This is a genomic window from Streptomyces sp. NPDC004327, assembly GCF_042873935.1.
Taxonomy (GTDB): domain Bacteria; phylum Actinomycetota; class Actinomycetes; order Streptomycetales; family Streptomycetaceae; genus Streptomyces.
In genome coordinates this window covers 171912-197433 of record NZ_JBIAME010000002.1, presented here as the reverse complement: position 1 = coordinate 197433, position 25522 = coordinate 171912, and the positions used below count along the sequence as shown (strand labels likewise).

At 74.5% G+C, this 25522-nt stretch carries 18 protein-coding genes and 3 tRNA genes; 12 read left to right on the top strand and 9 right to left on the bottom strand.

What is annotated here, in order from left to right; all coding sequences use genetic code 11:
• Positions 1-182: 182 nt before the first annotated feature.
• The gene (locus tag ACFYU9_RS06965) at positions 183-1538 is read left to right on the top strand and encodes a tetratricopeptide repeat protein (protein ID WP_389206518.1); all 1356 of its coding nucleotides are present in this window, start codon (positions 183-185) and stop codon (positions 1536-1538) included.
• Between the two features lie 127 nt (positions 1539-1665).
• On the opposite strand, the gene ACFYU9_RS06960 is transcribed toward ACFYU9_RS06965, so the two are convergent.
• Positions 1666-2259, bottom strand: coding sequence for a histidine phosphatase family protein (locus tag ACFYU9_RS06960; protein ID WP_389206519.1), 594 nt, complete (start codon positions 2257-2259; stop codon positions 1666-1668).
• Between the two features lie 158 nt (positions 2260-2417).
• Between ACFYU9_RS06960 and ACFYU9_RS06955 the strand changes: the two genes are divergently transcribed.
• The 7 genes from ACFYU9_RS06955 to ACFYU9_RS06925 all read left to right on the top strand — a co-directional run bounded on the left by ACFYU9_RS06955 (position 2418) and on the right by ACFYU9_RS06925 (position 8775).
• A complete protein-coding gene (locus ACFYU9_RS06955) occupies positions 2418-3290 on the top strand; it encodes a phosphatase PAP2 family protein (RefSeq protein ID WP_389343322.1) in 873 nt (290 codons plus the stop codon).
• Positions 3196-4452 (top strand): hypothetical protein, encoded by a 1257-nt coding sequence (locus tag ACFYU9_RS06950; RefSeq protein WP_389343319.1) that lies wholly within the window; start codon positions 3196-3198, stop codon positions 4450-4452. The genes ACFYU9_RS06955 and ACFYU9_RS06950 overlap by 95 nt, the downstream gene beginning before the upstream one ends.
• Positions 4443-5996, top strand: a complete 1554-nt coding sequence (locus ACFYU9_RS06945) for a hypothetical protein (protein ID WP_389206523.1) — start codon at positions 4443-4445, stop codon at positions 5994-5996. The genes ACFYU9_RS06950 and ACFYU9_RS06945 overlap by 10 nt, the downstream gene beginning before the upstream one ends.
• Complete coding sequence (locus tag ACFYU9_RS06940) at positions 5993-7321, top strand: AAA domain-containing protein (protein ID WP_389206526.1); 1329 nt, start codon at positions 5993-5995, stop codon at positions 7319-7321. The genes ACFYU9_RS06945 and ACFYU9_RS06940 overlap by 4 nt, the downstream gene beginning before the upstream one ends.
• Before the next feature lie 138 nt (positions 7322-7459).
• Entirely contained in the window at positions 7460-7816 is a 357-nt protein-coding gene (locus ACFYU9_RS06935; protein ID WP_389206528.1) for a hypothetical protein, read from the top strand.
• A gap of 280 nt (positions 7817-8096) precedes the next feature.
• The gene (locus ACFYU9_RS06930; RefSeq protein WP_389206530.1) at positions 8097-8666 is read left to right on the top strand and encodes a bifunctional DNA primase/polymerase; all 570 of its coding nucleotides are present in this window, start codon (positions 8097-8099) and stop codon (positions 8664-8666) included.
• A 35-nt stretch (positions 8667-8701) separates the two neighbouring features.
• Positions 8702-8775: transfer RNA gene (locus ACFYU9_RS06925), tRNA-Lys, on the top strand.
• A 51-nt stretch (positions 8776-8826) separates the two neighbouring features.
• On the opposite strand, the gene ACFYU9_RS06920 is transcribed toward ACFYU9_RS06925, so the two are convergent.
• Complete coding sequence (locus ACFYU9_RS06920; RefSeq protein ID WP_389344124.1) at positions 8827-10083, bottom strand: M6 family metalloprotease domain-containing protein; 1257 nt, start codon at positions 10081-10083, stop codon at positions 8827-8829.
• A gap of 394 nt (positions 10084-10477) precedes the next feature.
• Here ACFYU9_RS06920 and ACFYU9_RS06915 point away from each other — a divergent pair, with 394 nt between their 5' ends.
• Complete coding sequence (locus ACFYU9_RS06915) at positions 10478-12433, top strand: putative bifunctional diguanylate cyclase/phosphodiesterase (protein ID WP_389343316.1); 1956 nt, start codon at positions 10478-10480, stop codon at positions 12431-12433.
• A gap of 172 nt (positions 12434-12605) precedes the next feature.
• On the opposite strand, the gene ACFYU9_RS06910 is transcribed toward ACFYU9_RS06915, so the two are convergent.
• Entirely contained in the window at positions 12606-14324 is a 1719-nt protein-coding gene (locus ACFYU9_RS06910) for a glycosyl hydrolase family 18 protein (protein WP_389343313.1), read from the bottom strand.
• 257 nt (positions 14325-14581) lie between these two features.
• Positions 14582-15664 (bottom strand): LLM class flavin-dependent oxidoreductase, encoded by a 1083-nt coding sequence (locus ACFYU9_RS06905; RefSeq protein ID WP_389206761.1) that lies wholly within the window; start codon positions 15662-15664, stop codon positions 14582-14584.
• Positions 15665-16068: 404 nt separating this feature from the next.
• Between ACFYU9_RS06905 and ACFYU9_RS06900 the strand changes: the two genes are divergently transcribed.
• Positions 16069-16827 carry an IclR family transcriptional regulator gene (locus ACFYU9_RS06900; protein ID WP_389343310.1) on the top strand — a complete coding sequence of 253 codons (759 nt, stop codon included), beginning with the start codon at positions 16069-16071 and terminating at the stop codon, positions 16825-16827.
• A gap of 95 nt (positions 16828-16922) precedes the next feature.
• Positions 16923-16996: transfer RNA gene (locus ACFYU9_RS06895), tRNA-Lys, on the top strand.
• A 109-nt stretch (positions 16997-17105) separates the two neighbouring features.
• On the opposite strand, the gene ACFYU9_RS06890 is transcribed toward ACFYU9_RS06895, so the two are convergent.
• The 4 genes from ACFYU9_RS06890 to ACFYU9_RS06875 form a co-directional block, all read right to left on the bottom strand.
• On the bottom strand, positions 17106-18791 hold the full coding sequence (locus tag ACFYU9_RS06890) for an AMP-binding protein (RefSeq protein ID WP_389206538.1): 1686 nt from the start codon (positions 18789-18791) through the stop codon (positions 17106-17108).
• A gap of 73 nt (positions 18792-18864) precedes the next feature.
• Positions 18865-19455, bottom strand: a complete 591-nt coding sequence (locus ACFYU9_RS06885) for a lytic polysaccharide monooxygenase (RefSeq protein ID WP_389343307.1) — start codon at positions 19453-19455, stop codon at positions 18865-18867.
• 157 nt (positions 19456-19612) lie between these two features.
• Positions 19613-21016, bottom strand: a complete 1404-nt coding sequence (locus ACFYU9_RS06880; RefSeq protein ID WP_389206541.1) for an SPFH domain-containing protein — start codon at positions 21014-21016, stop codon at positions 19613-19615.
• 2030 nt (positions 21017-23046) lie between these two features.
• Positions 23047-24402, bottom strand: a complete 1356-nt coding sequence (locus tag ACFYU9_RS06875) for a peptidoglycan-binding protein (protein WP_389343304.1) — start codon at positions 24400-24402, stop codon at positions 23047-23049.
• Between the two features lie 183 nt (positions 24403-24585).
• Between ACFYU9_RS06875 and ACFYU9_RS06870 the strand changes: the two genes are divergently transcribed.
• Positions 24586-24659, top strand: a tRNA-Lys gene (locus tag ACFYU9_RS06870).
• A 209-nt stretch (positions 24660-24868) separates the two neighbouring features.
• On the opposite strand, the gene ACFYU9_RS06865 is transcribed toward ACFYU9_RS06870, so the two are convergent.
• Entirely contained in the window at positions 24869-25513 is a 645-nt protein-coding gene (locus ACFYU9_RS06865) for a class F sortase (RefSeq protein WP_389343301.1), read from the bottom strand.
• Positions 25514-25522: the final 9 nt, after the last annotated feature.

Sequence of the window (25522 nt, the reverse complement as noted above, 5' to 3'; positions counted from 1 at the left end):
CCCTGGTTCAACGCCCGTGCGCGTCAACGGCTACGGCGCCGCGCCGCCGCAAAGGATGGCAGTTCATGGCAGATCGCAGGCGAGATATCCGATTTGTTGCCAAACTCTGCGTACGCGACCGGTCACAGCAGGTACGTTCTTGCTCCGCCGGAACACCGGCAGCACCAGGAGAGGGCTCGGCCATGGCGTTGTCACGGGCAGTTCCCAATCTCGCCTTCCGCAGACTGCGCGGGCAGCGTTCACCGGCGGAGTTCGCCGCGCTCGTCCGCCGGGCGGCGCGGGAGATCGGCGAGCAGGTCGCATGCGACGCCCGCTACATCGGGCGCGTGGAGGCGGGCGAGATCCGCTGCCCGAACTACGCGTACGAACGGGTGTTCCTGCACATGTTCCCCGGGCTGAGCCTTGCGGACCTGGGGTTCTCGGCGCGGGAGGCCGTTCGCGGCCGGCGGCCGGCCGCCGTGGCGGCCGGGGTACCGCCATCACCCCTCGCCCTCACCACCCGGAACGATGAGGAGAGCGACGTGCTGCGTCGCGCATTCATGACCGGCGGCACCGCCACCGTGGCGACCGCCTCGCTGGGGCTCTGCGGCCCGGCCGCGGCGATCGCCGCCCCCCAGGCCGCCCCCCGCACCGCCCCCAGGCCCGCCGCCGTCCCGCCGGTCGCCATCCCGGCGCCCCGCGGCGCCCACCGCATCGGCGAGGCCGAGGTCCGCGCCGTCGAGGACGCCGTACGGCACATCCGGCTGCTGGACGACCGGCACGGCGCCGACGGCCTCTACCAGCGGGCCACCCAGCCGCTCCGCACCGCCTACGCGCTGCTCGACGCGGGCGTCGCCACCCGCAGCCGGACCGCCGACCGGCTGCACAACGGGGCCGGCGAACTCGCCATCTCCGTCGGCTGGCTCGCCCACGACTCGGGCCGGCTCGACGACGCCCGCTCCCACTACGCCGAGGCGCTCGCCACGGCGCGGGTGGCCGGGGACGCGGCCCTGGAGGCGCACGCGTTCTGCAACACCTCGTTCCTGGCCCGCGACTCGGGCCGCTACCGGGAGGCCGTACGGGCCGCCCAGGCCGGGCTCCGGGCCGCCCGGTCGCTCGGCTCGAACCGGCTGCTCGCCCTGCTCAGTCTGCGCGAGGCCGGGGCGTGGGCCGGGCTCGGCGACCGGTCCTCCTGCGCGCAGGCCCTCGGCCGCGCCCACACGCACTTCGGGCGCGGCGCCACCGACCGGGATCCCGAGTGGATGTCCTTCTTCGGCGAGCCCGAGATCGAGGCCCTGGAGGCCCAGTGCTGGTCGCTGCTCGGCGACTGGACCCGCGCGGCCCGGCACGCCCAGCGCGCCACCCTCCTCCAGGACCCGCACTTCGCCCGCAACCTGGCCCTCTACCGGGCCCAGCTGGCGACGGACCTCGCGCACGCCGGCCGGCCCGACGAGGCGGCGGCGGAGGTACGGCGGGTGGAGGCGTCGCTGGACGGCGTCGAGTCGGCGCGGATCCGCCGGATGCTGTCGGAGACGCGCCGGGTCATCGCCGCGCACTGAGCCGCGCCGGCAGCCGCACGCCGGGCCGCGCCGGCAGCCGCCCGCCGGGTCGCGTACGAGGCACCGGCTACGAGGGCCGTCCACGAGGCACCGGCTACGAGCCACCGGCCACGACGTACCGGCTCGCCTATTCCAGGTGGCCGGTGTCGTTCCAGCGCTCGATCGCCGGGGCGCCGTACGCCCAGCCGAGCACCGACAGGCTGGTCGGGTCGAGGCGGATGCGGGCGGCGTAGGACACGTCCTCGCCGAGCCAGCGGGCGCCGATCGAGCGCAGGATGTGGCCGTGCGCGAAGATCAGCACGTCCCGGTCGGCCGAGCGGGCCCACTCCACGACCTCGTCGGCGCGGGCCGACAGCTCGGCCATCGTCTCGCCGTCGCGCACGCCGTCGCGCCAGATGAACCAGCCGGGCTGGAGCTTCTGGATCTCGGGCGGCGTCAGCCCCTCGTAGGCGCCGTAGTCCCACTCCATCAGCGCGTCCCAGTCCGTCGCCCGCTCGCCGAATCCGGCCAGCTCGCAGGTCTCCCGGGCCCGCACCAGCGGGCTGGTGCGCACCTCGACCCCGTCGAGCCCCTGCCACGGCCCGCGCGCGAGCCGCTCGCCGAGCAGCTTCGCGCCGCGCCGGCCCTCGTCGAGCAGCGGGATGTCGGTCCTGCCGGTGTGCCGGCCGAGCAGTGACCACTCGGTCTGGCCGTGCCGGGCGAGCAGGATGCGCGGTGCCATTCAGGCTCTCCAGATCTTCGGGACCCTCGGGAATCCTCGGGTGCGGATGCCCGACCATCATCGCCCACCCCTTTTCGCGGTGACCGACGGGCAACCTCTCGCGCCCGTTCCGCGTCCTCACACGATCGGACGTGATCGGACGCGAGTGGGGGGACGGCATGCGCAGGCCACGCTGGTGGGTGGAGCTGATACTGATCGCCGTGGTGTACGCGGCGTACTCCGCGGGGCGGCTGCTCGCCCGCGGCGACGCGGGCGCCGCGGTGGACCACGGACTGGCGATCCTCCGGTTCGAGGAACGGCTCGCGATCGACTTCGAGCACCCGCTGAACCGGCTGTTCACGGCGACCGCCGCGCTCGGCATCCCCGCCGACTTCGCCTACGCCTCCCTGCACTACCTGGTCACGCCGGCCGTCCTGGTCTGGCTGTTCCGCCGCCGGCCGGCCCGCTACCTGGCCGCCCGCACCTGGCTGATGACCTCCACCCTCCTCGGCCTCGTCGGCTTCGCCCTGCTGCCCACCTGCCCGCCGCGGCTGCTGGCCGCCGGGCACGGCTTCACCGACACGATGGCGCACTTCAGCGCGTACGGCTGGTGGGGCGGCGAGGCGAGCGCGCCGCGCGGGCTCGGCGGGTTCACCAACCAGTACGCGGCGATGCCGAGCCTGCACGTGGGCTGGGCGCTGTGGTGCGGGGTGATGCTCTGGCGGTACGGGCGGTCGCCGCTGCTCAGGGCACTCGGCGTGGCGTATCCGCTGCTGACCCTGCTGGTCGTGATGGGCACCGCGAACCACTACTTCCTGGACGCGGTCGCGGGGGCGGCGGTGATGGGCGCGGGCCTGCTGCTCACCCCGCGCGTGCGCCGGATCGCGGACCGGATCTTCGGGGGCGAATCGTCGCGAAACTCCCCGCCTGTCAGTGGCGGATGGGAGACTTCCGCGGGTGAGCGCATCCCTGGACAGCGATCCGCACCGACCGCCGCGGACGACACCGCCGCAGACGACACCGCCGACAGCTCTGCGGCACCGACTCGCTGAGCTGCGCGGACCGGCCACGGTGCCGCGTCCGCTCGACGCGCGCGCCCTGGCCGCGCTGGCCGCGAACCCCGGCTGCCGGCGGCGGGCGATCCTCGACGGCGCCGGAGTCGACAAGACGGCGCTCGCCGCGAAGCTGGGCGCGCCGTCGTCGTTCGGCCAGTCGCAGTACGCGATCGCCCGGGGCAACGCGTTCGAGGCGAAGGTGAAGGCCGACGGCGGCCGGGAGCTGCTCGCCCTGCTCGGCATCGAGGAGCCCGGGAAGGCCGACGTGCCGGAGCTGGCGGCGGCCGGGCCCGAGGGCCGGGCGGCCCGCACGGCGCTCGCGCTGCGCGAGGCGACGGCGGCGGGCCGCTGGGCGCTGCTCGACCATCCGATGCTGGCCCTCGAGGTGGCGGGCTCGCCCGTCTATCTGGAGCCGGACGCGGTCGTGGTGCACCCCGACGGACGCTGGACGGTCGTCGAGATCAAGTCCTTCCCGATGGTCGACGGCGCGGCCGACGCGTCGAAGGTCGGCGCGGCGGCCCGCCAGGCCGCGGTGTACGTGCTGGCCCTGGACCGGATCGCGGCGCACACCGAGGGCGCCGAGGTGGCCCACCGGGTGCTGCTCGTCTGCCCGAAGGACTTCTCCAACCTGCCGACGGGTTCGGCCGTGGACGTGCGCAAGCAGGTCGCCGTCACCCGCCGCCAGCTCGCCCGGCTGACCCGGATCGAGGAGATCGCGGACTCGCTGCCGCAGGGCGTGACCTTCGACGTGGCCGAGTGCTCGGCGGAGCAGCTGGCGTCGGCGGTCGAGTGCGTGCCGCACGCGTACGCGCCGGAGTGCCTCTCGGCGTGCGAACTCGCCTTCCACTGCCGTGAGCGCGCGAGGGCGGCGGACGCGGTGACGGCCCTCGGCCGTTCGGTACGGGGCGAGCTGGGCGGCCTGACGACGATCGACGCGGTCCTGGCGGCGGCGCGGGGCGAGGCGGGCGACCCGGACGACCCGGCGGTCGAGGCACTGCGCCGGGCGCGGGCGCTGCGGAGCGAGGCGCTGGGGGAGCTGGGGGCGGCGGGGGCGGCGGGGGTTTCGGAGGCCGCTGGAGTCACGGGCGTCACGGTGGCCCCGCAGGCCACTCATGCCACACCGGCCACTCAGTCCACCGGAGTGTCCCCATGTCGCTGATCTCCACCCTCGCCCGGATGGAGGCCGTCGAGGCCGGGCGGGCCCAGCCGCTCACCACGGTCCGCCACCGGCATCTGTCCGAACGGCCCCTGGTCTTCGTGCCGTTGACGACAGCGGGCGAGGCGGGCGCGCCGCTCGGCGCGCTCGTCGGCACCGACCCGGAGGAGCCGCGGCTGCTCGTCGTGCCGCAGCCGCGCGACCGGGACCTGCGCTTCGCGTTCCTCGCCGAACTGGCCGACGAGATCCTGCCGTACGTCGACTCCTTCGCCGCGGCCGTCGAGACGGTGGAGCGCAAGGACGAGGTGGTCGAACTGTGCCTGGACGCACCGCAGTTGGTGGTGCCGAGCCGGGCCGGCATCGAGTACGTACGACTCCTGGGCCGGTCGACGCGCTTTCGCCGCACGGCCGAGCAGGACCCGGACACGCCGTATCCGGCGCCGCCCCGGGTGCCGCTGCTCGGGCGCTGGCTGACGCACTTCGGCGAGCGGGCCCGGGTGCCGGGCGCCTCGCTGCTCGTGGCCGCGACGGACCTGCTGGGCAGGCACTGGGCGACCGGCCAGTCGTCCCTGGAGGACCAGCACCTGGGCGCACTGCTCGCGTGGATCGCGCCGCCCGAGGGAGAGTCCGGGGCACAGGCGGCGCTGCGCGCCGAGCTCGCGCGGGACGCGCGCGGGCAGCTGCTGTGCCCGCCGGCCGGGCCGGCGACCGACCCGGCCTTCGACAACAAGCTGCTCGCGCCCGCGATCGAGGCGTTCGACCGCGCCCGTCAGGCGCTCGGCGCGGCCGAGGACGGGCCGGCCGCCGAGGAGGGGCTGGCCGCGCTGACCGGGGCCGAGCGGGAGATCCGCCGGCTCGTCGCCGCGCAGCTGAAGCCGACCTGGGACGCGGTGTGGCGGGCGCTCGACCTGGTGCGGGAGCTGCCGGAGGGCGCGCGGGTCGCCGACCGCTGGACCCGGGACCGCTGGTCCTTCACCGGGCAGCGGGACCGCATCGTGGCCGGCGAGCCGCCGCAGCCGCGCCGCGACGACGCGGTGACGGCGGCGCGGAAGCTCGCGGCGCGCGAGCAGGCGCAGGGTCAGCTGGAGGCGCAGGAGGCGCTCGACGACCCGCTGGTGATGGCGGGGCGGCGGCTCGCGGGCGAGGCGTTCGTCGCGGAGATCACCGAGGTGACGATGGCGCGCACGGAGAAGAACCGCCCGCGGCCCCTGCTGACGGTCCGCACGGACGACCGGCCGCACCTGGCCGAGGGCGTGAAGGTGTACCGCGTGCTCGACGGCAGGCCGCAGACGGCCGAGTTCGCGCACGCGGAGGAGGACGGCTCGCTGGTGCTGCGGCTCCTGGACAAGATGGGCCGCTCGAAGGAACCGGCGGAGGGCTCGGTGCCGGAGAAGGGCGAACGGATCGCCTGGACGCTGTTCGAACACGACCAGCGGCCGGGCGCCGCGCTGCCCGACCCGGAGGACACGCCGTGGACGCACGGCGGCCCGCCCCGTACCGACGAAGCCGAACTCCCCGACGGCATCACCCCCGAGGACATCCTGTGACCTTCGACCCCTCCGCCGAGGCCGCCCGGGCCACGGCCGGGATCCTGGCCGACACCCTGCACGGCACCGCCCGCGGTGTCGTCGTGGACTCGCCGCCCGGCGCCGGCAAGTCGACGCTCGTCGTCCGCGCCGCGCTCGAACTGGCCGCCGCGGGGCGCCCGTTGATGGTGGTCGCGCAGACCAACGCGCAGGTGGACGACCTGGTGCTGCGGCTCGCCGAGAAGGAGCCGGGGCTCGGCGTGGGCCGGCTGCACTCGAACGACTCCGACCCGTACGACAAGGCGCTCGACGGCCTCGAACACGTACGGAAGTCGTCGAAGCCGGCGGAGCTCGCCGGGCTGCCGGTGGTGATCTCGACCGCCGCGAAGTGGGCGCACGTGAAGAACACCGAGCCGTGGGCGCACGCGATCGTCGACGAGGCGTACCAGATGCGCTCGGACGCGCTGCTCGCCGTGGCGGGCCTCTTCGAGCGGGCGCTGTTCGTGGGCGACCCGGGACAGCTGGACCCGTTCTCGGTGGTGGGCGCGGAGCAGTGGGCGGGCCTGTCGTACGACCCGTCGGCGTCCGCGGTCTCCACGCTCCTGGCGCACAACCCGGAGCTGCCGCAGCACCGCCTCCCGGTCTCCTGGCGGCTCCCGGCCTCGGCGGCGCCGCTGGTCTCCGCCGCCTTCTATCCGTACACGCCGTTCCGCAGCGGTACGGACCACGGCGACCGGAAGCTCTCCTTCGGCGTGGCGTCCGACGGCTCGGCCCCGGACCGGGTCCTGGACGAGGCCGCCGAGTCCGGCTGGGCCCTGCTCGAACTCCCCGCCCGCCACACCCCGCGCACCGACCCGGAGGCCGTCCACGCGGTCGCCCTGCTCGTCCGCCGCCTCCTCGACCGCGGCGGCGCGGCCACCGACGAGCGGTCCGCCGCGCCCGTCCCCCTCACCCCGGACCGCGTCGCCGTCGGCACCGCCCACCGGGACCAGGCGGCCGCGATCCGCGCCGCGCTCACCGAGCTGGGCGTCACCGGCGTCACGGTCGACACGGCCAACCGCCTCCAGGGCCGCGAGTACGACGTCACCGTCGTCCTCCACCCCCTCTCCGGGCGCCCCGACGCCACCGCCTTCCACCTGGAGACCGGCCGCCTCTGCGTCCTGGCCTCCCGCCACCGCCACGCCTGCATCGTCGTCTGCCGCGCCGGCGTCACCGAGCTCCTCGACGAACACCCGTCGACGGAGCCGGTCCAGCTGGGCGTCACGATGAAGTTCCCGGACGGCTGGGAGGCGAACCACGCGGTCCTGTCCCACCTGGCGGAGCACCGGGTGAGCTGGACGCCGTAGGTACCGCCGCCCGGCCACGGCGCCCGGGTGGGCCGGACGCCGGAGCGGCCGTACCGGGCTCCCGGCCCTCTTGCCAGGCGCGGGAGAATGGGAGGTGGCCCGGGTGTCCGGGCCGCGTGTGTGAGGAGGAGAGGGATCATGGCGGAATCCGCGGAGCGGAGCGCGCAGCGGCGGGTCAGGCCGGCGCCGCTGATCTTCGAACCGGCCGAGGCTGCCGCCGACCCGGAGCACTTCTTCGACCTGGAGCGGATCGACGACCCGCGGGAGCTGCTGGCCCGGGCCACCGAGCTGACGCTGGCGTTCCGCACGGCCACGGACCGGGCGATCGAGTACCAGGCGATCGCGGCGGCGCAGCTCGCCGACCCGCGCCGGTTCGACCGGCTGACGGCGGCGGACGTGGCCGAGCGGGCGGCGTGGACCGAGGACTACGCCCGCAAGATGATCGAGTTCGGTCAGGACCTGATCCGCACGGGCGGCCGCGACCCGCAGGAGTGAGCCGCGCGCGGGGAGCCCCCGGGCACCCCGCCCCCGGGCGCCCCGCCGCCGGACAGCCGGCTCCCAGACGGTCGGCTCCAGGACAGTCGGCTCCAGGACAGCCGGGCTCCAGGACAGTCGGCTTCCGGCATCAAGCCCGCGGCACCCCGCCCCCGGCACCCCGCCCCCGGACTGGCCGGATGGCATATGCCGGGGCGCAAGATACTCCCCGCGACCCCGCCGTGTCCGGGTTTCCGGCAACCCGCCGGAACGGGGCCGTCACAGCCGGTAGACCTCTCGTATGACGACGTGGCTGAGCGACGAGACGACGGTCCTTTACGACATCTGCCGGCACCAGCCCGCGCGGGTCACCGAGGACGGCGCCGCCTGGCTCGCCTCCGCCACGTCCCGGCCGGGCCCCGCGCTCGCGACCTGGGAGCAGCATCCCGCCTCCCCCGCCGTACTCCCCTGCGGCACGGTCTTCGACGTGGTGAACGTCGAGCCGACCTTCGGGCGGCGGATGCTGGACCGGCTGTGGGCCGAGGGGCCGGGCTGCGGTCCGGTGGCGGTGCACCGGGGCCGGATGCTGCTCTTCGCGGCGCCGGGCACCGCCCAGCGGTTACCGTCCCTGCTCGACTGGGAGGAGTGGGGCCGGGAGGTCGCCCGTCCGCTCTGCCACGGCACCGGCGACGCGGTGACCATCCCGCCGCTCGCCCCGCACGACTCCACCGGCCCGCGCTGGCTCGTCGCCCCCGACACCCGCAAGCCGTGGCTGCCCGGTCCCGAGGTGCTGCTGTGGGCGTGCGTGCGGGCGGCCAGGGCCGTCCGGGCGGTTGGGAGGATCGATGTGCGGGTATCGATTTTTGGTTAGGCCCATCCTCCTGCTAATGTCTACGACGTCAGCAGGCGCCGCTAGCTCAGTTGGTTAGAGCAGCTGACTCTTAATCAGCGGGTCCGGGGTTCGAGTCCCTGGCGGCGCACCGACAGAAGAAGCCCCTCGCGGAAGCGGGGGGCTTCTTCGTTTTCCGCGGTCATCCGACCGGTTGCGGGCCCGTGATCCGGACCGTCCACTCCCCCGCCTTGGTGCGGCCGTCCACCTCCACCCGGACTCCCGTGCCCGGCACCGTGTACGACTCTCCCTCGCGCAGCGGCGCGTCGGCGAGCGGCGGGTAGACCGAGCGTTCCCAGCACGCCTCGGTGCGCGGATGGGTGTCGACGACCTCGACCGGGCCGTCGCCGGAGGCCGCCTGGTTGCGGACGCGGTAGAGCAGCACGCCCTCGGTGCAGGTGTCGCGGTCGTTGCCGGTCGCCGAGCGGCCCTCGATCGCGAGGACGCTGTCCTCACCCGTACGGACCACGGCGAGCCGGGTGCCGACGCTGCCGCCGGCGACGGGGGCGGCGGCGACCGGTTCCAGGCTGACGACATGGGTGCCCGGGCCGCGTACGCAGGCCACCTGGGAGCGGTCGAGCCAGCCCAGCTTCCACTTGTGCCAGGCGAAGAAGTCGGGCGCGAGCCCGAACTGGCTGCCCATGACGTCCCAGTCGCCGACGTAGGTGTCCCAGTCGCCCTTGCCGTCGGTCGGCCGGTGGTAGAGGTCGGGCAGGTCGAAGACGTGGCCGGTCTCGTGGGCGAGCACGTTGCGGTCCGGCGGGTGGCGCTCGAAGACCGTGACGACCCGCTTGATCTCGGCGCCGTCGGCCTCCAGCGGGTGCTCCAGGTTGACCACCTTGGTGGCGTCGGAGTCCACGCCGGGCGCGTCCGGGTCGGCGACCAGGTAGACGACGTCGTAGCGCGAGAAGTCGACCGAGGCGTCCGCGGCGCGGATCGCGTCGCGCAGATAGGCCGCCCGGCGCTCGGCGCTCCAGTCCCGCCGTATCGCGTACGCGGAGGAGTCCCGCGGCATCCGGATCCAGTCGCGCTGCGGGTGGACGCGCAGGCTGAAGCGGCCGTAGGAGGCGCGCTCGAAGAACTGGGACGTGCCGGGGAAGTGGTCGGCGGCCAGTTCGGCGGGGGTGGTCATGGGGGTCGAGTCCGGGAACGACAGGAAGATCATGACGGCGTCGAGGGCGCGGGTCGGACGCGGATAGGACCCGTTCCAGGTGTCGAGGCCGAGCGAGTGATGGGCGGCGGTACGGGGCAGGGCGCAGGGCCCGGCGGAGGGCGCGGCGACGGCGGGGCCGGCGACGAGACCGGTCGCGGCGAGCGCGGCGAGGGAGGTGAAGGCGGCCGCGCCGGCCCGCAGGCGCGAGCGCTGCCCGGGCGCGCGCCCCCGCGCCCGCCCGTGCACTCGCCCGGGTGGCTGCTGCCCCTTCCCGTGACCCCTCACGTGGACCTCCCGCTCCGGAATGTGCGACACCTCACCCACCTTGTGGTGGTTTGCCAGGTTTCGCACCTTTCCGCTGCCCCGGTCGGGTGAGCGGGACCCGCCGGGTCGACGCGACACGGGCACGCGACAGCTCACGGAAAGTCACATTCGGTCAGGTCGCTGTCGACCCGTGTCAGACCCGCGCAGAAACGATCGGGCGCGCGGTCCGGGTGGGCAGCCTCACAGCCCGCCGGAGGCCCGCGACCGGCTCAGGAGCTGGAACGGCGCCCCGGCCAGCCTCTATGATCGGCACACTTTCCCCGGCCGATCATTCCGACCACATCTGTACGGCCCGAACGCACTACGGGAGCGAGCGGTGAGCGGAACCCCCGAAGGACCAGTGCACCCGTCGGCTGAGCCGGCACTCACGGAGAGTCACCCTCCGGCATCGGATTCCGCACTCCGGGACCACCGCGACCCCGAGGCCGGCGCCCCCGGGCTCCACACCCCCGGACTCCGGGACTCCGGCCCCGGCGACTCCGACCCCGGCGGCCCCGAACTCCGGGACTACCGCGCCGCGTTCAACGCCGCCCGGCTCGCGATGGCCATGGTCGACCGGGACGGCATCGTCCTCGCCGCCAACGACTCCTTCGGCACCCTGCTCGGCACCGAGGCCGCCGCACTGCGCGAGCAGGCCGCCGCCGACCTCGTCGACCTCGGCTCCGACGGCCGCACCTGGCACGCCTACCGCGAGGTGCTGCGCGGCCGGCGCTCCCGCTTCCGCTGCACGCGCCGCCTCAAGCACCCCGACGGGCGCTCGCTCTGGGCCGAGGTGACCGTGGCGCCCGTACCCGACAGCGGCCGGGTGCTGCTCTCGGTCGCGGACATCAGCGACCGCCGCGAGCTGCAGGCCCGGCTGCGCCACCTCCAGATGCACGACCCGGTCACCCGGCTGCCCAACCGCACCCTGTTCTTCGAGCGGCTGACCGCCGCCCTCGACAGCGGCGCCGCGGCGGACCCGGACCGGTCACACGAGTCCTACGAGTCGTACCAGTCCTACGGGCATGGCAGAACAGGGCGGATCGGCATCTGCTACCTGGACCTGGACGGCTTCAAGGCGGTCAACGACACCCTCGGCCACCGGATCGGCGACCGGCTGCTCGCCGCCGTCGCCGCCCGGCTCACCGAGTGCGCGGACGGCTACGGATACACCCGCAACGGCGGCCATCTGGTGGCCCGGCTCGGCGGCGACGAGTTCGCCATCCTGGTCGAGGACTCCACCGGCACCGAGCAGCTCGCCGACCTCGCCCAGTCCGTGCTGACCTCGCTCCAGGAGCCCTTCGACCTCTCCGGGCAGCGGCTCTCGGTCTCCGCCTCGATCGGCGTGGTCGAGCGCCCGGCCCAGGGCTCCTCCGCCACCTGCCTGATGCAGGCCGCCGACACCACGCTCTACTGGGCCAAGGCCGACGGCAAGTCCCGCTGGACCCTCTTCGACCCCGAGCGCAACGCCCACCGGATGACCCGGCAGGCGCTCAGCTCCACCCTCCGCCCGGCCGTCGAGCGCGGCGAGTTCGCGCTCGAGTACCAGCCGCTCGTCGACCTCGCCGGCGGCGCGGTGCGGGGCGTCGAGGCGCTGGTGCGCTGGCACCATCCGCAGTTCGGCGTGCTGACGCCGAATCGGTTCATCGGCATCGCCGAGGAGGACGGCTCCATCGTGGAGCTCGGCCGCTGGGTGCTGGGGACCGCCTGCCGGCAGGCCCGGCAGTGGCAGAAGGACCACCCGGGCCAGCGGCCCATCTTCGTCAGCGTCAACGTGGCCGTCCGCCAGGTGTGGGACTCCGACCTGGTGGCCGACGTCGCCGGCATCCTCGCCGAGACCGGACTCGCGCCCCACCTGCTCCAGCTGGAGCTCACGGAGTCCGCCGTCATGGGCTCGGCCGGCCGGCCGCTCCAGGCGCTCAAGGCGCTCAGCGACATGGGCGTGCGGATCGCCATCGACGACTTCGGCACCGGCTACTCCAACCTCGCCTACCTCAGCCGCCTCCCGGTCTCCGTCCTCAAGCTCGACGGCTCCTTCGTCCGCGGCTTCCAGGACGAGGCGCACGCCAACCCGGCCGACGAGCTGATCGTCGAGGCCCTCGTCCAGCTCGCCCACCGGCTCGGGCTCACGGTCACCGCCGAGTGCGTGGAGACCTCGGGCCAGGCCGCCCGGCTGCGCCGGATCGGCTGCGACACCGGGCAGGGCTGGCTCTACTCGCGGGCGGTGACCCCGGAGCGCATCGCCGAACTGATCGGCGTCACGTCCCTGCCCGTGGAACCGCTGCCCGCCTGAGGCGCCGGAGCCGTCGGCTGACCCGGCACCAAGGGCGGCCGCCTGCCCGCGACCGCGGCGCGGGCGTGGAACTGCCCCCGGCCGGAGGGACATTCCGGGCGGGGGCAGTGGTCATGAAGGGGTCACACCGCGGGGACCAGGGCCTGTCCGACCCTGATCCGCCGGACAGGCCCTAGCAGGCGCCGAGGTCCTGCCAGACGCCCCAGTCGCCGGTCGTGCCCGGCTCCTCGTTCTGCGTCCACCACTTGGCCTTCCAGTTGTGGCCCTTGTGGGAGACGGTCTGGCCGCCGGTGTAGACCTGGCCGGCCACGTACGCCGCGGCGGTGCAGCCGGTGGGCGGCGTCGTCGGCGGGGTCGTGGGCGGGGTGGTGGGCGGCGTCGTCGGCGTGGTGGTCGGCGGCGTCGTGGTGGGCGGGGTGGTCGGCGGCGTGGTCGGCGAGGAACCGACGGCGTCGGCGATCTGGTTGAAGAGGGTGGCGTTGGCGTCGAGGCCGAGCAGCGAGTACATCATCGCGCCGGCGAGGCCGCGCTGGTGGGCGTAGTCGGCGCGGGCCTGGATGGTGCGCTTGTCCAGGCCGGTGAAGAACTCGCCGTCCTTGTAGAAGTAGGCGGACTTGGCCTGGTCGTCCCAGAAGGTGGTCGCCGGGTTGTCGACGATGCCGCCGAGCTCCTTGTAGTACGCGATGCCGGCCGCCTGGCTGAGCGGGCGGGCGCCGGAGCCGCCGGTGGCGGTCTGGGCGAGGCCGTTGGTGGCGCCGGCCGGGACGCCCTTCCAGCCGCGGTAGTAGAACTCGTAGCCGAGGGTCAGCTTGTTGGCGGGGAAGCCGCCGGTGATGCCGTAGGCGGGCTTGCCGTCGATCCAGGAGTCGATCGCGTTGTCGATCGAGTACTTCTCGGTGCCCGGCTTGATGACGTCGGTCGGGTCGTTGGTGCCGGAGTACAGCGGGGACTGGTGGTACGTCGGCCCGTCGCCGTCCCAGGCGCCGTGCATGTCGTACGTCATGATGTTCGCGTAGTCGAGGTACGCGCCGATCTTGTCCGTCTCGATGTTCTTGATCTTGTCCTGGCCGGCCGGCAGGGCGGCGGTCAGCAGGTACTTCTTGCCGCCGTGCGCGGTGCCGTACTCGTCGAGCTGCTTGCGGAACTCGGCGAGGAGCAGCGTGAAGTTCTGCTTGTCCTCGGCGGCGTAGTGGTTGCCGAGGTGGCCGTCGGCCGAGCCCGGGTACTCCCAGTCGATGTCGATGCCGTCGAAGATGCCGGCGGCGGAGCCGGCGCCGCCGAAGCCGCCGTCGACCGGCAGGTCGCCCTGGATGTACTGCTTGACGCAGGAGGCGACGAACTTCTTGCGGCTGGCGTCGGTCTTGGCCGCGTCCGAGAAGTACTTGGAGTAGGTCCAGCCGCCGATCGAGATGTTGATCTTCAGGTTGGGGTGCTTCGCCTTCAGCTTCTTGAACTGGTTGAAGACGCCCACGATCGGCTGGTCCCACTTGTCGGCCACGCCGTCGACGCTGTCCGCGGCCGAGAAGGACTTCTGGTAGTCGGCGTACGAGTCGCCCGCGCCGTCACCGGCGTTGGGGTTGGCGTCGTCGCCGGCGGCCTTGTTGGCCTCGAAACAGGTGAGGTCGGTCGGGTGGATGTTCCCGAACGAGTAGTTGATGACGTCCAGTTTGGCCGCGATGCCCCGCTCGTCGAGCTGCTTGGGGTAGAAGGCGTTCCCGTACACGCTCCACTGGTCGTAGTAGGCGATCTTCACGCCGCCCGTGGACGGCGTGGCGGCGGTGTCGGCGGCCTGCGCGGAGCCGAGGCCGGCGGTCGCGGCGAGCGCGCCGGCGGCGAGGGCCGAGCCGAGCAGCGCGGCGAGAAGCGGTTTGCGGGGGTTGCGGGGGTGCACGTGCGGCCTCCGGGAGGGGTGGCGGTACGGAAGTTGGAGCAGTGATATCCGCCGCGTGAACGGTGCGTCAATGGTCTGAACCAGATTGAGGACTAGACCAATTGGCGAGAGAAAGCCCTCGTCAGGGCCTTTCGGAGGGGGCGCAGCACAAAAAGGAACCGCCCGCCACCATGCGTGACGAGCGGTTTAAGGTTCACTTAGGCTTCCGCCGGCCGGCCGGTTCGAAGGTGAACCAACCGGCCGGGAAATTCCGCTTCCTAGGCCTCCGGACGGAGCTCGGGCAGCGCGTACGCGTCGGCGATCAGCTCGTAGCTGCGCAGCCGCACGTCCGGCCCGTGCGCGTGGGACGTGATCATCAGCTCGTCCGCGCCGGTGCGCTTCTGCAGGGCGTCGAGCCCCGCCCGCACCTCGTCCGCCGTGCCGTACTCGATGTTCCCCAGCCAGTCGGTGACGAACTCGCGCTCCGCGAGGCTGAATTCGTACGCCTCCGCCTCCTCGGGCGTCGGGACGAGCGCGGGCCGGCCGGCGCGCAGCTGCAGCATGGACAGGGCGCCGGTGAGCACCTGGCGGCGGGCCTCGGCGGCCTCGTCGGCGGCGAGCGCGGAGACGGCGACCAGCGCGTACGGCGCGTCGAGGACGGCCGAGGGGCGGAAGGAGTCCCGGTAGAGGTCGAGGGCCGGGACGGTGTTGCGGGCCGAGAAGTGGTGGGCGAAGGCGAAGGGCAGGCCGAGCAGGCCGGCGAGCCGGGCGCTGAAGCCGGAGGAGCCGAGCAGCCAGACCGGCGGCCGGCCCTTGGGTCCCTGCACCGGGCCGGGCACGGCGTGGATCCGGGCGTACGGATGGCCGTCCGGGAAGTCGTCGTCGAGGAAGCGGGTCAGCTCGGCGAGCTGCTCGGGGAAGTCGTCCGCGCCCTCGCCCAGGGTCTGGGTCCGGCGCAGCGCGGCGGCGGTCGCGCCGTCGGTGCCGGGCGCGCGGCCGAGGCCGAGGTCGACCCGGCCCGGGGCGAGCGCCTCCAGGGTGCCGAACTGCTCGGCGATCACCAGCGGGGCGTGGTTCGGCAGCATCACGCCACCGGAGCCGAGCCGGATGCGGCGGGTGTGGGCGGCGAGATGGGCCAGGATCACGGCGGGCGAGGAGGAGGCGACGCCGGGCATGGAGTGGTGTTCGGCCACCCAGTGCCGGTGGAAGCCGCGCCGCTCGGCGAGCCGGCTCAGCTCGACGCTGGTGGCGAGCGTCTGGCTCGCGGTCCGTCCCTTGCCGACGGTGACCAGGTCCAGTACGGACAGCGGTACGGGCGCGGTGCCGTGCACCTCGCCCCGAATCGCGTCTCCTCGCGTCACGTCAGGCGTGGGGTCGTCGCTCACCGTGGGGCCTTTCTGTCGTCAGAAGCCGATCGGGGAAGCTAACAGGAGGCTGTCTCCGTTTATTCCCCGGACACGAACCCGGCACGGACCCGGGCTCGGACCCGCACGCGCATCACCGGCCCCAGCAGGCTCGCGCGGACCGCCCACCGAAAAAATCTTCACGTCCGGAACGGGCTCGAACGGCCGTCCGGACGGCTTCCCGCACGGCCCTGACCTCAGTCTCTCCGGCAGGGCTGTGACCATGGCATATGCCAGAGTGGCGCACCCCAGCCCAGGCCCCCTGAGCACCGCATCAATCTCGCCAACAGCCGCCCCGTGGCGGGGCCTTGGCGGCTATCGTGGTACGGAAGCTTGCGGTCACAACCTGGTAGGGGGAAACCGTGGCGCTGAAGCCCGAGCCCACCGCGCCGTTCCACTCGGTGCAATACGCCCTGCGCGTGCTTGAGACGGTCTCACGGCACGGTGGCGGCGTGACCGACGTGCAGATAGCACGGGAGACCGGCCTGCCCGTCGCCCATCTGTCGTCCCTCCTGCTGATGCTCCGCCGCGAGGGGTACGTGGAGCAGGTTTCCGACGGCGCCTACGTCATCGGCGACTCCCTGGTCCTCCTCGGCTCCGGCGTCACCCGCCGCGAGGCCCTGGAGCGCAAGCTCCAGGAGACGCTCACCGAACTGCGCGACTCGGTCGGCGCCGCCGTCGACATCAGCCGCTACATCGACGGCGAGGTGAAGATCACCCAGTTCGCCGACGGCCCGCGCACCCCGAAGGTCAACGAGTGGGTGGACTTCCGCTCGGCCGCCCACGCCAGCGCGGTCGGCAAGTGCCTGCTCACCCAGCTCGACCAGAACGGGCGCCGCGACCACCTCGCCCGCCACAAGATCGCCCGGCTGACCTCCCGGACGATCACCAACGAGAAGATCCTGTTCTCCAAGCTGGACAGCCAGCCGCCGACCGTCCCGATGCTCGACCTCCAGGAGTACGCGGTGGGCACGGTCTGCGCGGCGGTACCGCTGACGGCCGGCTCGACCGTGGGCTGTCTGGCACTGTCACTCCCGATCGAGCACGCGCACCGGCTGCGCTCGGCGGCCGACACGCTGAACCGCCGGGCGGCACCGGTGGTGCTGTCGCTGGCGATCTGAGGCTCCGCGCGGGCTGACGGCCGGATGAAGCCGGGGTGACGGAGAGGTGGTCACGAGCACCCCTCGGGACCAGGTAGTATTTTCTCTGTCAGCAGGCGCCGCTAGCTCAGTTGGTTAGAGCAGCTGACTCTTAATCAGCGGGTCCGGGGTTCGAGTCCCTGGCGGCGCACAGACAGAGGAAGCCCTCTCGCGAAAGCGAGAGGGCTTCCTTGTTTTCCTGCCCGGGGTTTCCCCGCCCGGGGTTCTCCGGCCCCGGGTTTCCCCGCCCCGGGGCCGGGTCATCCCGGGAACGGCCGGCCCTGCTCCTCGTAGGCCCGGCGGAGCCCCTCCCGGGCCCGGGCCGTGAGCGGCTCGTACGGGGCGGCGGGCGCCGGGCGCCACCAGACCGGGTCGGGGCCGCCGAGTCCGGCGCGGCGCAGCGCGACCCGGTGGATCTTGTTGGTGGCGGTCAGGGGCAGCTCGGGGACGACGCGGACGTAGGTCGGGGGCATCTTGGTGCCGAGGTCGCGCTGGCCGGCCAGGAAGGCGGCGAAGGCGTCCGGGTCGAAGGCGGCGCCGGGGCGCAGGGCGAGCGCGGCCATCACCCGGTCGCCGGCGACGGGGTCGGGGACGGCGTAGACGGCGACGCCGGCCGCGCGCTCCCAGCGGGCCAGGATGTTCTCGATCATCGCGGCGGCCAGGTTCTCGCTGTCGACGCGCAGCCGGTCGTCGGTGCGGCCCGCGAAGTAGAGGAAGCCGTCGGCATCCCGGTAGAAGAGGTCACCGGTCCAGTACCAGCCCGCCCCGGAGCCCTCGGCCCGCGGGTGCCCCCGGCCCAGGCGCGCGGCCTCGGCCTCGGGGTTGCGCCAGTAGCCCTCGAAGGCGCTGCGGCCCCGGTTGACCAGCTCGCCGACGGCCTCGTCGGCGTTCAGCAGCACACCGGTGGCCGAAAACCGTGCCGTCGGGCACTCGCGCCGGGTGGCCGGGTCCACCACCGCGAGGTCGTCGCCGGGGGCGGCCCGCCCGATCGCCCCGGCCGGGGTGCCGGGGCTCCACTGGATCGCGGCCCCGCCCTCGGAGGAGCCGTACCCCTCCACCAGCCGCACCCCGAACCGCGCTTCGAAGCGGGCCGCGTCCACCGCGCCCGCCTCCGTGCCGAAGCCGAGCCGCAGCCGGTGGTCGCGGTCGTGCTCGCCGGGCGGGGTGGCGAGCACGTACTGGACGGCGCGGCCCACATACGTGAAGTACGTGGCGCCGAAGAGGCGCACGTCGGGCAGGAAGCGGGAGGCGGAGAAGCGGGCGCGCAGCGCGATCCGGGCGCCGGCGGCGAGCGCGGGCGCCCAGTCGGCGATCACGGCGTTGCCGTGGAACATCGGCATGCAGATGTAGTGGGTGTCCTCCGGTCGTATCGAGAAGTGCGACACGAGCGAGTCGCCGGCGGCGGCGAGCCGGCCCTGGCTGCACACGGCGGCCTTGGGCGCGCCGGTGGAGCCGGAGGTGAAGGAGAGGAGGAAGCGGCTGTCGGGGCGGGGCGGCCGCAGGAAGCGGTCGTGCGGGGTGGCGCTCCCGTAGGGGGCGAGGAGGGTCTCGTACGCGTCGGTGTCGGTCACCAGGATCCGTACGCCGGGCAGCGGCAGCCCGTCGAGGAGCGGGAGGTGGGCGCGCTGGGTGACCAGGACGCGGCAGTCGGTGTGCCGGATGTCGCGGGCCAGCTCGGCGCCGCGCCGGGTCGGGTTGATCCCGGCGACGGCGGCCCCGGCGAGGGCCGCCGCGCCGAGCCAGAGCGGGTACTCCGGTGTGTTGTCGAGCAGCAGGCCGAGGTGCGGCTCGCACCCCGGCCGGTCGGGCATCAGCTCCGTGAGCAGCGCGGCGCGGGCGGCGGCGCCGGCGGCGACCTGGTGGTGGGTGAGGGTGGTGTGCTCGTCCCTCAGTCCGGTCCGGTGGTCCTGCCACTGGCGTCGTACGAGTTCCGCGACGGTCCTCATGGGGCGGGAGGTTAGCTGACTTGACGTCAGATGAGGAGGGCTCCGGCGGGTCGTTCGCCGGAGCCGCCGGAGGTCAGGACTGGACGTCCGAGCACGCGTAGAAGGCGTTCCCGGTGTCGGCGACCGTCCACACGGCGAGGATCAGGTGGCGGCCGGTCTTGCCCGCCGGGATGGTCCCGGAGTGCGAGAGCGTCGACGGCGGCTGCTGACCCCCGTAGGGGACGACCAGGAAGGGCTGGGGGTCGAGGTCGGCCCTGGTCAGGGCCTTGGTGCCGGTCCAGCCGTTCTTGGTGATGTAGTAGCGGAAGTCCGTGGTCGCGTGGCGGGCCGTGAACTGCCAGCGGAAGGTGTAGCTCTGGCCCGCGGTGACCCTGGTGGTGGGCCAGGCGCCGCCGCGGCCGTTGTCGAGCTGCGCGAAGCGGGAGTTCCCGCCCGCGCAGATCGTCCCGTCGGCGGGCCCGGCGGCCGGGAAGCCCTTGGGCCCCTCGACCGACTGCGGCTCCCACTGGATGTCGCCGCAGTTGGTCACGGTGCCGTTGGCGCAGAGCTTCTGCCGGCTGATCGGCGAGTCGGTGTAGCCGTGGCCGCTCGCGCTGGTGGTGGCGAGGAGGGAGGCCGCGGCGACGCCGAGCGCCACGGCCGCCATCCCTGATTTCTTTCGCATGCTGTCGCTCCAGGAGAACGTGGGGAGTTCTGTTGGGCCGTGCTGCACGCGTGCGGGTGGGGGGTGGTTCGTGGGGGGTTCTAGGTCTAGACCAAGCTCCAAGGTAGGGACGGAAGTTGGCCATGTCCATACCAACGGCGGCGGTGTGCGAGCCCGATCACGCGCCCTCCCCCGGGGCCGTACGACCGGTGTAGAACGCCACGGTCAGGTCCTTCACCAGCGCCTTCTTCTCGTAGTCGTCCAGCTCCACCAGACCACGGGAGGTCAGCCGGTGGACCACGTCGTCGACCGCGTCCACGACCGAGGTCAGCACGCTGTCCCGGTTCTTCGCGTCGATCGCCGCGATCCGGCGCCGCCGCATCGCCGCGGCGATCTCGGGCGCGTACTCGATCCGCGTCGGCTGCGCCGAGAACACGTCGATGCCGACCGGGGCGCACTCCGCCGACAGCAGCCGCGTCAGCGCCTCGCCGACCGCCTCCGAGTCCCGCAGCGTCGGCGCGTCCTCGTGGAACGCGTCCGCCGGCAGCTGCGAGAGCACCCGCGCCATCGCCGCCTCCACCTGCTCCCGCAGGTACTCCTCGTGCCGGTCCACCCCGAGCGCCGCCCGGACCGTGTCCCGGATCCGCCACACGACGAGGACCACGACGTTCAGCGCCGTGCCCTTCGCGTCCACGGCGGGCAGCGGCTCACTGCGCCAGTGCCGCAGCCGCACGTCGACCCGGCGGCGCAGCAGCAGCGGGCTCACCCAGAGCAGGCCCGTACGGCGCACGGTGCCGCGGTAGTCGCCGAAGAGCGTCAGCACGAGCGCGTACCCGACCCGGCCGCGGCCGAGCCCGCCCAGGAAGAACAGCGCCAGGACGACACCGAGCGCGAGGAGCGCCCACTGCCCGAGCGGAATCCCGTGGTACGGCCGCACCGGCAGCCCCAGCATCCGCGCGGCCTCGCCGGGCACGGCCCCGCTCCACCACACGACCGCTCCGCACGCCGCGAGCGCGAGCACCCCGCCCACCACCCCGACCCACCCGGCCAGCACCGGCCCCGGCCGCTCGACGAGCCGGGGATCGGCGGTGGGCGCGGGCCGGTTACCGGGCGCGGGCGCGTGCTTCGCGGGCCCGGGAATCCCGGGCTTCTTCGCCTTGGCCGTGGTCTCGGCCGCGGCCTTGGCCGTGTTCCGCGCCGTGGCCTTGGCCGTGTTCCGCGCCGTGGCCTTGGTCCGCGCCCCGGCCTGCACGGCCGGCACCGGCATGGTGGCGGGCCCACCGTCGTCGCCGCCCTCCGCCTCGTCCCGGAAGAGCAGATGCACCGGGATCGACCCGGTGCTCTCGGCCCCGATGACGGTGCGCCGCCGATGCCCGGCGCCCCCGCCCGCGCGCGGCGCGCCCTCGGCGGACACACCGGCATGCACGGCGCCGGCCTTGCCCCGCCCGCCCGCGATCCAGCCGAAGTCGACGGAGTCGGTGCCGGGAGAGGTACCGGCCGAGGGGGCGGCCTGCGCCGGAGCGGCGGAGGGCGCGCCTGGGGCGGAATCCTGGGCGGAGGGCGCACCCGGGGCCGAGCCCACGGCGGAGGGCGCGCCCGTCGGGTGGTGCGCCTGCGCCGGGCCGCCGGCGGGGGCGGAACTGCGAGCCGGGCCGTCGGCGGGGGGCGAGGCGGTCGAGTGGGTCGCCTGCGGAAGAGCGGCGGGAGGTGAAGCGGCAGCCGGGCCCTGGTCGGCGGGCGCGCGGGTCGGGTGAGGCGACGGCGACTCAGCGGCGGAAGCCGAACGGGCCACCGAGCCCTGATCGGCCGGCGCACCGACCGAGCGAGGGGTCTGCGACGCGGCGGCGGCCGAGCCCAGGGGCGAACCCGAGCCGGCGGGCGCGCCGGCCTGGCGGGCCGCCTGCGACGGATCAGCGGAGGCCGAAGCCGAGGCCGGGGCCTCTGCCGCGGGGGCACCGGCCGATCGCGGTGCGTGCGGCGGAGTCGCGGCCGGGCCCGGGGCCGAGCCCTCACCGGCGGACGCGCCGGGCAGGTGGGGCGACTGTCGTGAGCCGGAAGCGGCTCCGGCGGCGGGACCCAGGTCCCGCGCCGGAGCGGCGGATGCGGTGGCGGGCGCGCCCGCCGGGCGGGCCGCCTGCGACGGAGCCGCGTGGGCCGATCCCTCGGCGGCGGGCGCGCCCGCCGAGTGGGCCTGCGGCGAACCGGGAGCGGGAGACGGACCGGCACCAGCCGCCGAGCGCGCGTCGGCGGACCCCGGGGCGGACGGCCCCGAGCGGGGCGCGAGCCCCGGGCCCTGCGCCGAAGCGCGGACCGAGCCGGCGGGGGACGCGTGGCGTCCGGACTCGCGTACCGGACCTGCCGGGCCTGCGACGGCGGACGCCGCCGGGTTCGCGGCACCGGCACCGGCCGGCGAACCCGCGTCCGCGGACCTGACGCCGGACGGAGCACCAGCGACGTGAGCCGCCCCTGCGGGGGATGCGGCGGCTCGGCCGGACCCGGGCACGGGCGCCGCCGGGTATCCGGGGACGGCACCGGCCTCGGCGGTCGTGCCCGCCCGGGCGGTGCTGGGCGGCATGGCGCCAGGTCCCGTACGGCGCGCCAGGCCGGGGGCCTGCCGCACCGGTGCGGCGGCGGCACCTGCGGCCCCGGAGGGGAGGCCGGGGGCTGGCGACTGTCCGGCTTCGGGGGCCGCCGCGGGGGTCGCACCGCCGCGGGCGGCCGGACCGGAGGCCGGTGCCGTCACAGACGCGGCGGTACGTTCCGGGTCGGACACGAGGCCGGAGCCCTGCAACCGTCCAGCTTCGGGGGCTGCCCCGGGACTCGCACCGTCGCGGGCGACCGGACCGCAGGCCGGTGCCGACGCGGACCCGACGGTACGCTCCGGGCCGGACGCGAGGCCGGAGCCCTGCGACCGTCCGGCTTCAGATGCTGCCGTGGGGGTCCCGCCGTCGTAGGCAACCGGACCGCAGGCCGGTGCCGCTGCAGACACGGCGGTACGCTCCGGACCGGGTGCGAGGCCGGGCCCCTGCCCGGACCGGGGAGTCCCGGCGGTGGGCGCCTGCGCCGGCTCCGCCGGACCGCCGGCCGGGCCCGCGCTCGACGGCGTACCGGTGACTCCTCCGCCGGGCCCTGCCGGCCCGGCAGCGGTACCGACGGCCGGAGCCGCCGGATCCCCGGGGCCGCGCACCACCTCAACCGGCGTCGCCCCAGCCGTCTCTGACGCCACACCAGGCATCGCGGCCCCACCCGCAGGCACACTCACCGACGCACCCGCCGACGCTCCGGCACCCGGCACCGCACCCGCACCCGCACCCGGCGGCACACCCGCGCCCGCGCCCCCACTCACCAGCGCACCCGCCGACGCTCCGGCACCCGGCACCGCGCCGGCACCGGCACCGGCGCCCGCCGGCTCACCCACGCCCTCACCCGCACCCACCGACACACCGGCTCCCGCAGGCGCACCCCCGCCCCCGCCCGGCGGGCCCGCCGGGCGTAGGCGGCCGTCGGTGAGGCGGCGGGCGGTGCGGGCCGCGTCGCGGGTGGCGGCGGGGCCGGGGTCGGAGGGGGTCGGGGTCGATGGGGTCATTCGGTCGTCACCTCATGTTCTCGGGGTCATCGGAAAAGGCGCCGCCAGGTCTCCGGGCCCGGGTAGCCGTCGGCGGCGGCGCCGCGCCAGCCCTGGGCCCGCTGGAAGGACTCGACGTTGCGGCGGTCCGCTTCCGTCCACTGCGGACCGGGGCCCGACGTGTAGTGCTTGCCGTAGCCCCGCTTCACCAGTTGCCTGCCCAGCTTCTCCACATATGCGTTGGATTGGCCCGGACGGAAGGAGCCACGCCCGGGGAACCCGCTCGCAGATGCGCTCGATCCGCCCGAACCACTCGAACCGCCGATGCTCCTGCCCTGCCCGCCCACGAGCAGCGCCCAGGTCCGCGGCCCCGGCAGGCCGTCGGCTCCGGTGCCCGTCCAGCCCTGCGCGAGCTGGAAGGCCTGGGTGGCCCGCCGGTCCGCCTCGCCCCAGCGCGGTCCCGGCCCCTGGCTGTAGAACTTCGCGCCGCCGCGCGCGACGAGCAGCCGGCCGAGCTGGGTGACGTACGCGTTGTTCGCGCCGGGGCCGAACATCGCCGCCCCCGGGAACGGCGTGGCCGCGGCCCCGGAGCCGGCCCCGGCCGCTCCCCCGGCGGCCACGCCCTTGTAGCGGTACGCGACGTAGCGGTCCGAGTTCTCCCAGTACGCGAGCGGCGTGGCCTGCTTCCGCGTGTGCGGCTTGGTCTGCTCGTACGCGATGTACGAGGTGTGCGTGTAGTCCGTCCACCCGCCGAAGATCGTCACGTGCGAGCCGCGCGTCGGGTTGTCCGGGTTGTGGAAGAGCAGGATGTCGCCGGGCTGCAGGTCGGCGCGGTCGATCCGGTCGGCGAAGCGGTCGAGGCTGCCGGTCCACTCGTTGGAGCGGAGGTTCCAGGCCATCGAGATGTAGCCGGAGCAGTCCTGGCGGTAGCCGTCGCTCCAGTACCGCTCCATCGAGTACGGGACCTCCGCGGCGACCCACGCCTTCGCACGGTTGATGATCTCGGCCCGGGTGGTCTTCCGCAGGGAGTCGGCGGAGATCTGACTGGTCGTCGGGTTCGCGCCCGGGGACGGCGCCGAGCCCGGTCCGGGCGATCCGTGCAGCGGGCCGCGGTCGCCCTGCGGGGTCTCGGGCCCGGGCCCGGTGGCGCTCCCCGAGACGGCGCGCTCCACGCCGGCGTCCACCACTCCCGCGCCCACCGCCCCCGCGGCCGCCGATCCCCCGGCTCCCAGGGCCACCCCCGCCGCCGTCACCAGGACCAGCGCCCGACGCGCGCCGTGCGCCGCCGGATGGCCGCCCGCGCGCACGGGCAGGCCGAGGGCGAGGTCGCGCCGCTGCCGGGCACAGCCCGGGCAACCGCAGTCGGCCGCGGGCTCGATTTCTTCGAAGACCGGCACACTCATGCGTTCCCCTCCACACTCGTCAAGATCTTTTGGCGCTCTTGCACGGGCGCCAGTTTCTCAACTGTCTGGACAAATCGCATTTTGACGGATCGAAGGCCCCATACGACCATCCGACAGGCCGGGCGGGACCGGAAATGGTCAGGAGCACGGTTCGGGGTCCTGTAGAGTTATCTCTGTCAGCAGGCGCCGCTAGCTCAGTTGGTTAGAGCAGCTGACTCTTAATCAGCGGGTCCGGGGTTCGAGTCCCTGGCGGCGCACGCGCAAGGCCGAGGCCCTTCACCATCAGGTGAAGGGCCTCGGTCGTTTCCCCGTGTCCTCTACAGTGAGCGGATCCCTCCCCCAGCCTTCGGCCGGGGGTACCCCCGTCTCGCTTCGCTCGCCCGCGGCGGCTCCGGGCTCCTCCCGCGGTCCGTGAGCCCGCGGTCGAGGACCGGCCCCGGCCGGCCACCGGCCGGGTCCGGGTCGCTCAGTCCCGTACGCCGGTCAGATACGCCGACACCACCACGTTCGCCGTGTACGCGCCGGACTTGCGGTCGAAGCTCCCGCCGCAGGTCACGAGCCGCAGCTCGGCGCGGTCCGGCACCCGCTGCCCGTAGGCCCGGCGCGCGTCGAAGCCGTCCCGCGGCAGCACCTGGACGTCGTCGATCGTGAATTCCGCGACGCTTCCGTCCGAACGGGTCACGGTCACCTCCGCACCCGGGCGGGCCGCGCTCAGGCCGTAGAAGACGGCGCGGCGGGTCTCGGTGTCGACGTGACCGACGAGGAGCGCGGCCCCGGAGGCGCCGGGGCGGGGGCCGGCGCCGTACCAGCCGACGGTGCGCGGCATGTCGTACGGCGGCGGGTCGATCGCGCCGTCCGCGTCCAGGCCCCGCGCGACGACCGGCGCGGAGATGCCGAGGGACGGGATCTCGACCCGGCGCGGCTCGGCCGCCGCGGCGAGCGGGGTGTGCGCCGGGGGCAGCGGGGCGGTGAGCGGGCGGCCGGCGGCGGCGATGTCGCCGGTGGTCGGCGCCGGGCCGGGCGGCAGCTCGCCGGTGTCCCGGCCCCACACCCACAGGCCGAGCACCAGGACGGCCCAGGCCGTACCGGCCACCGCCCGCCCGGACGTCACGGGGCCGCG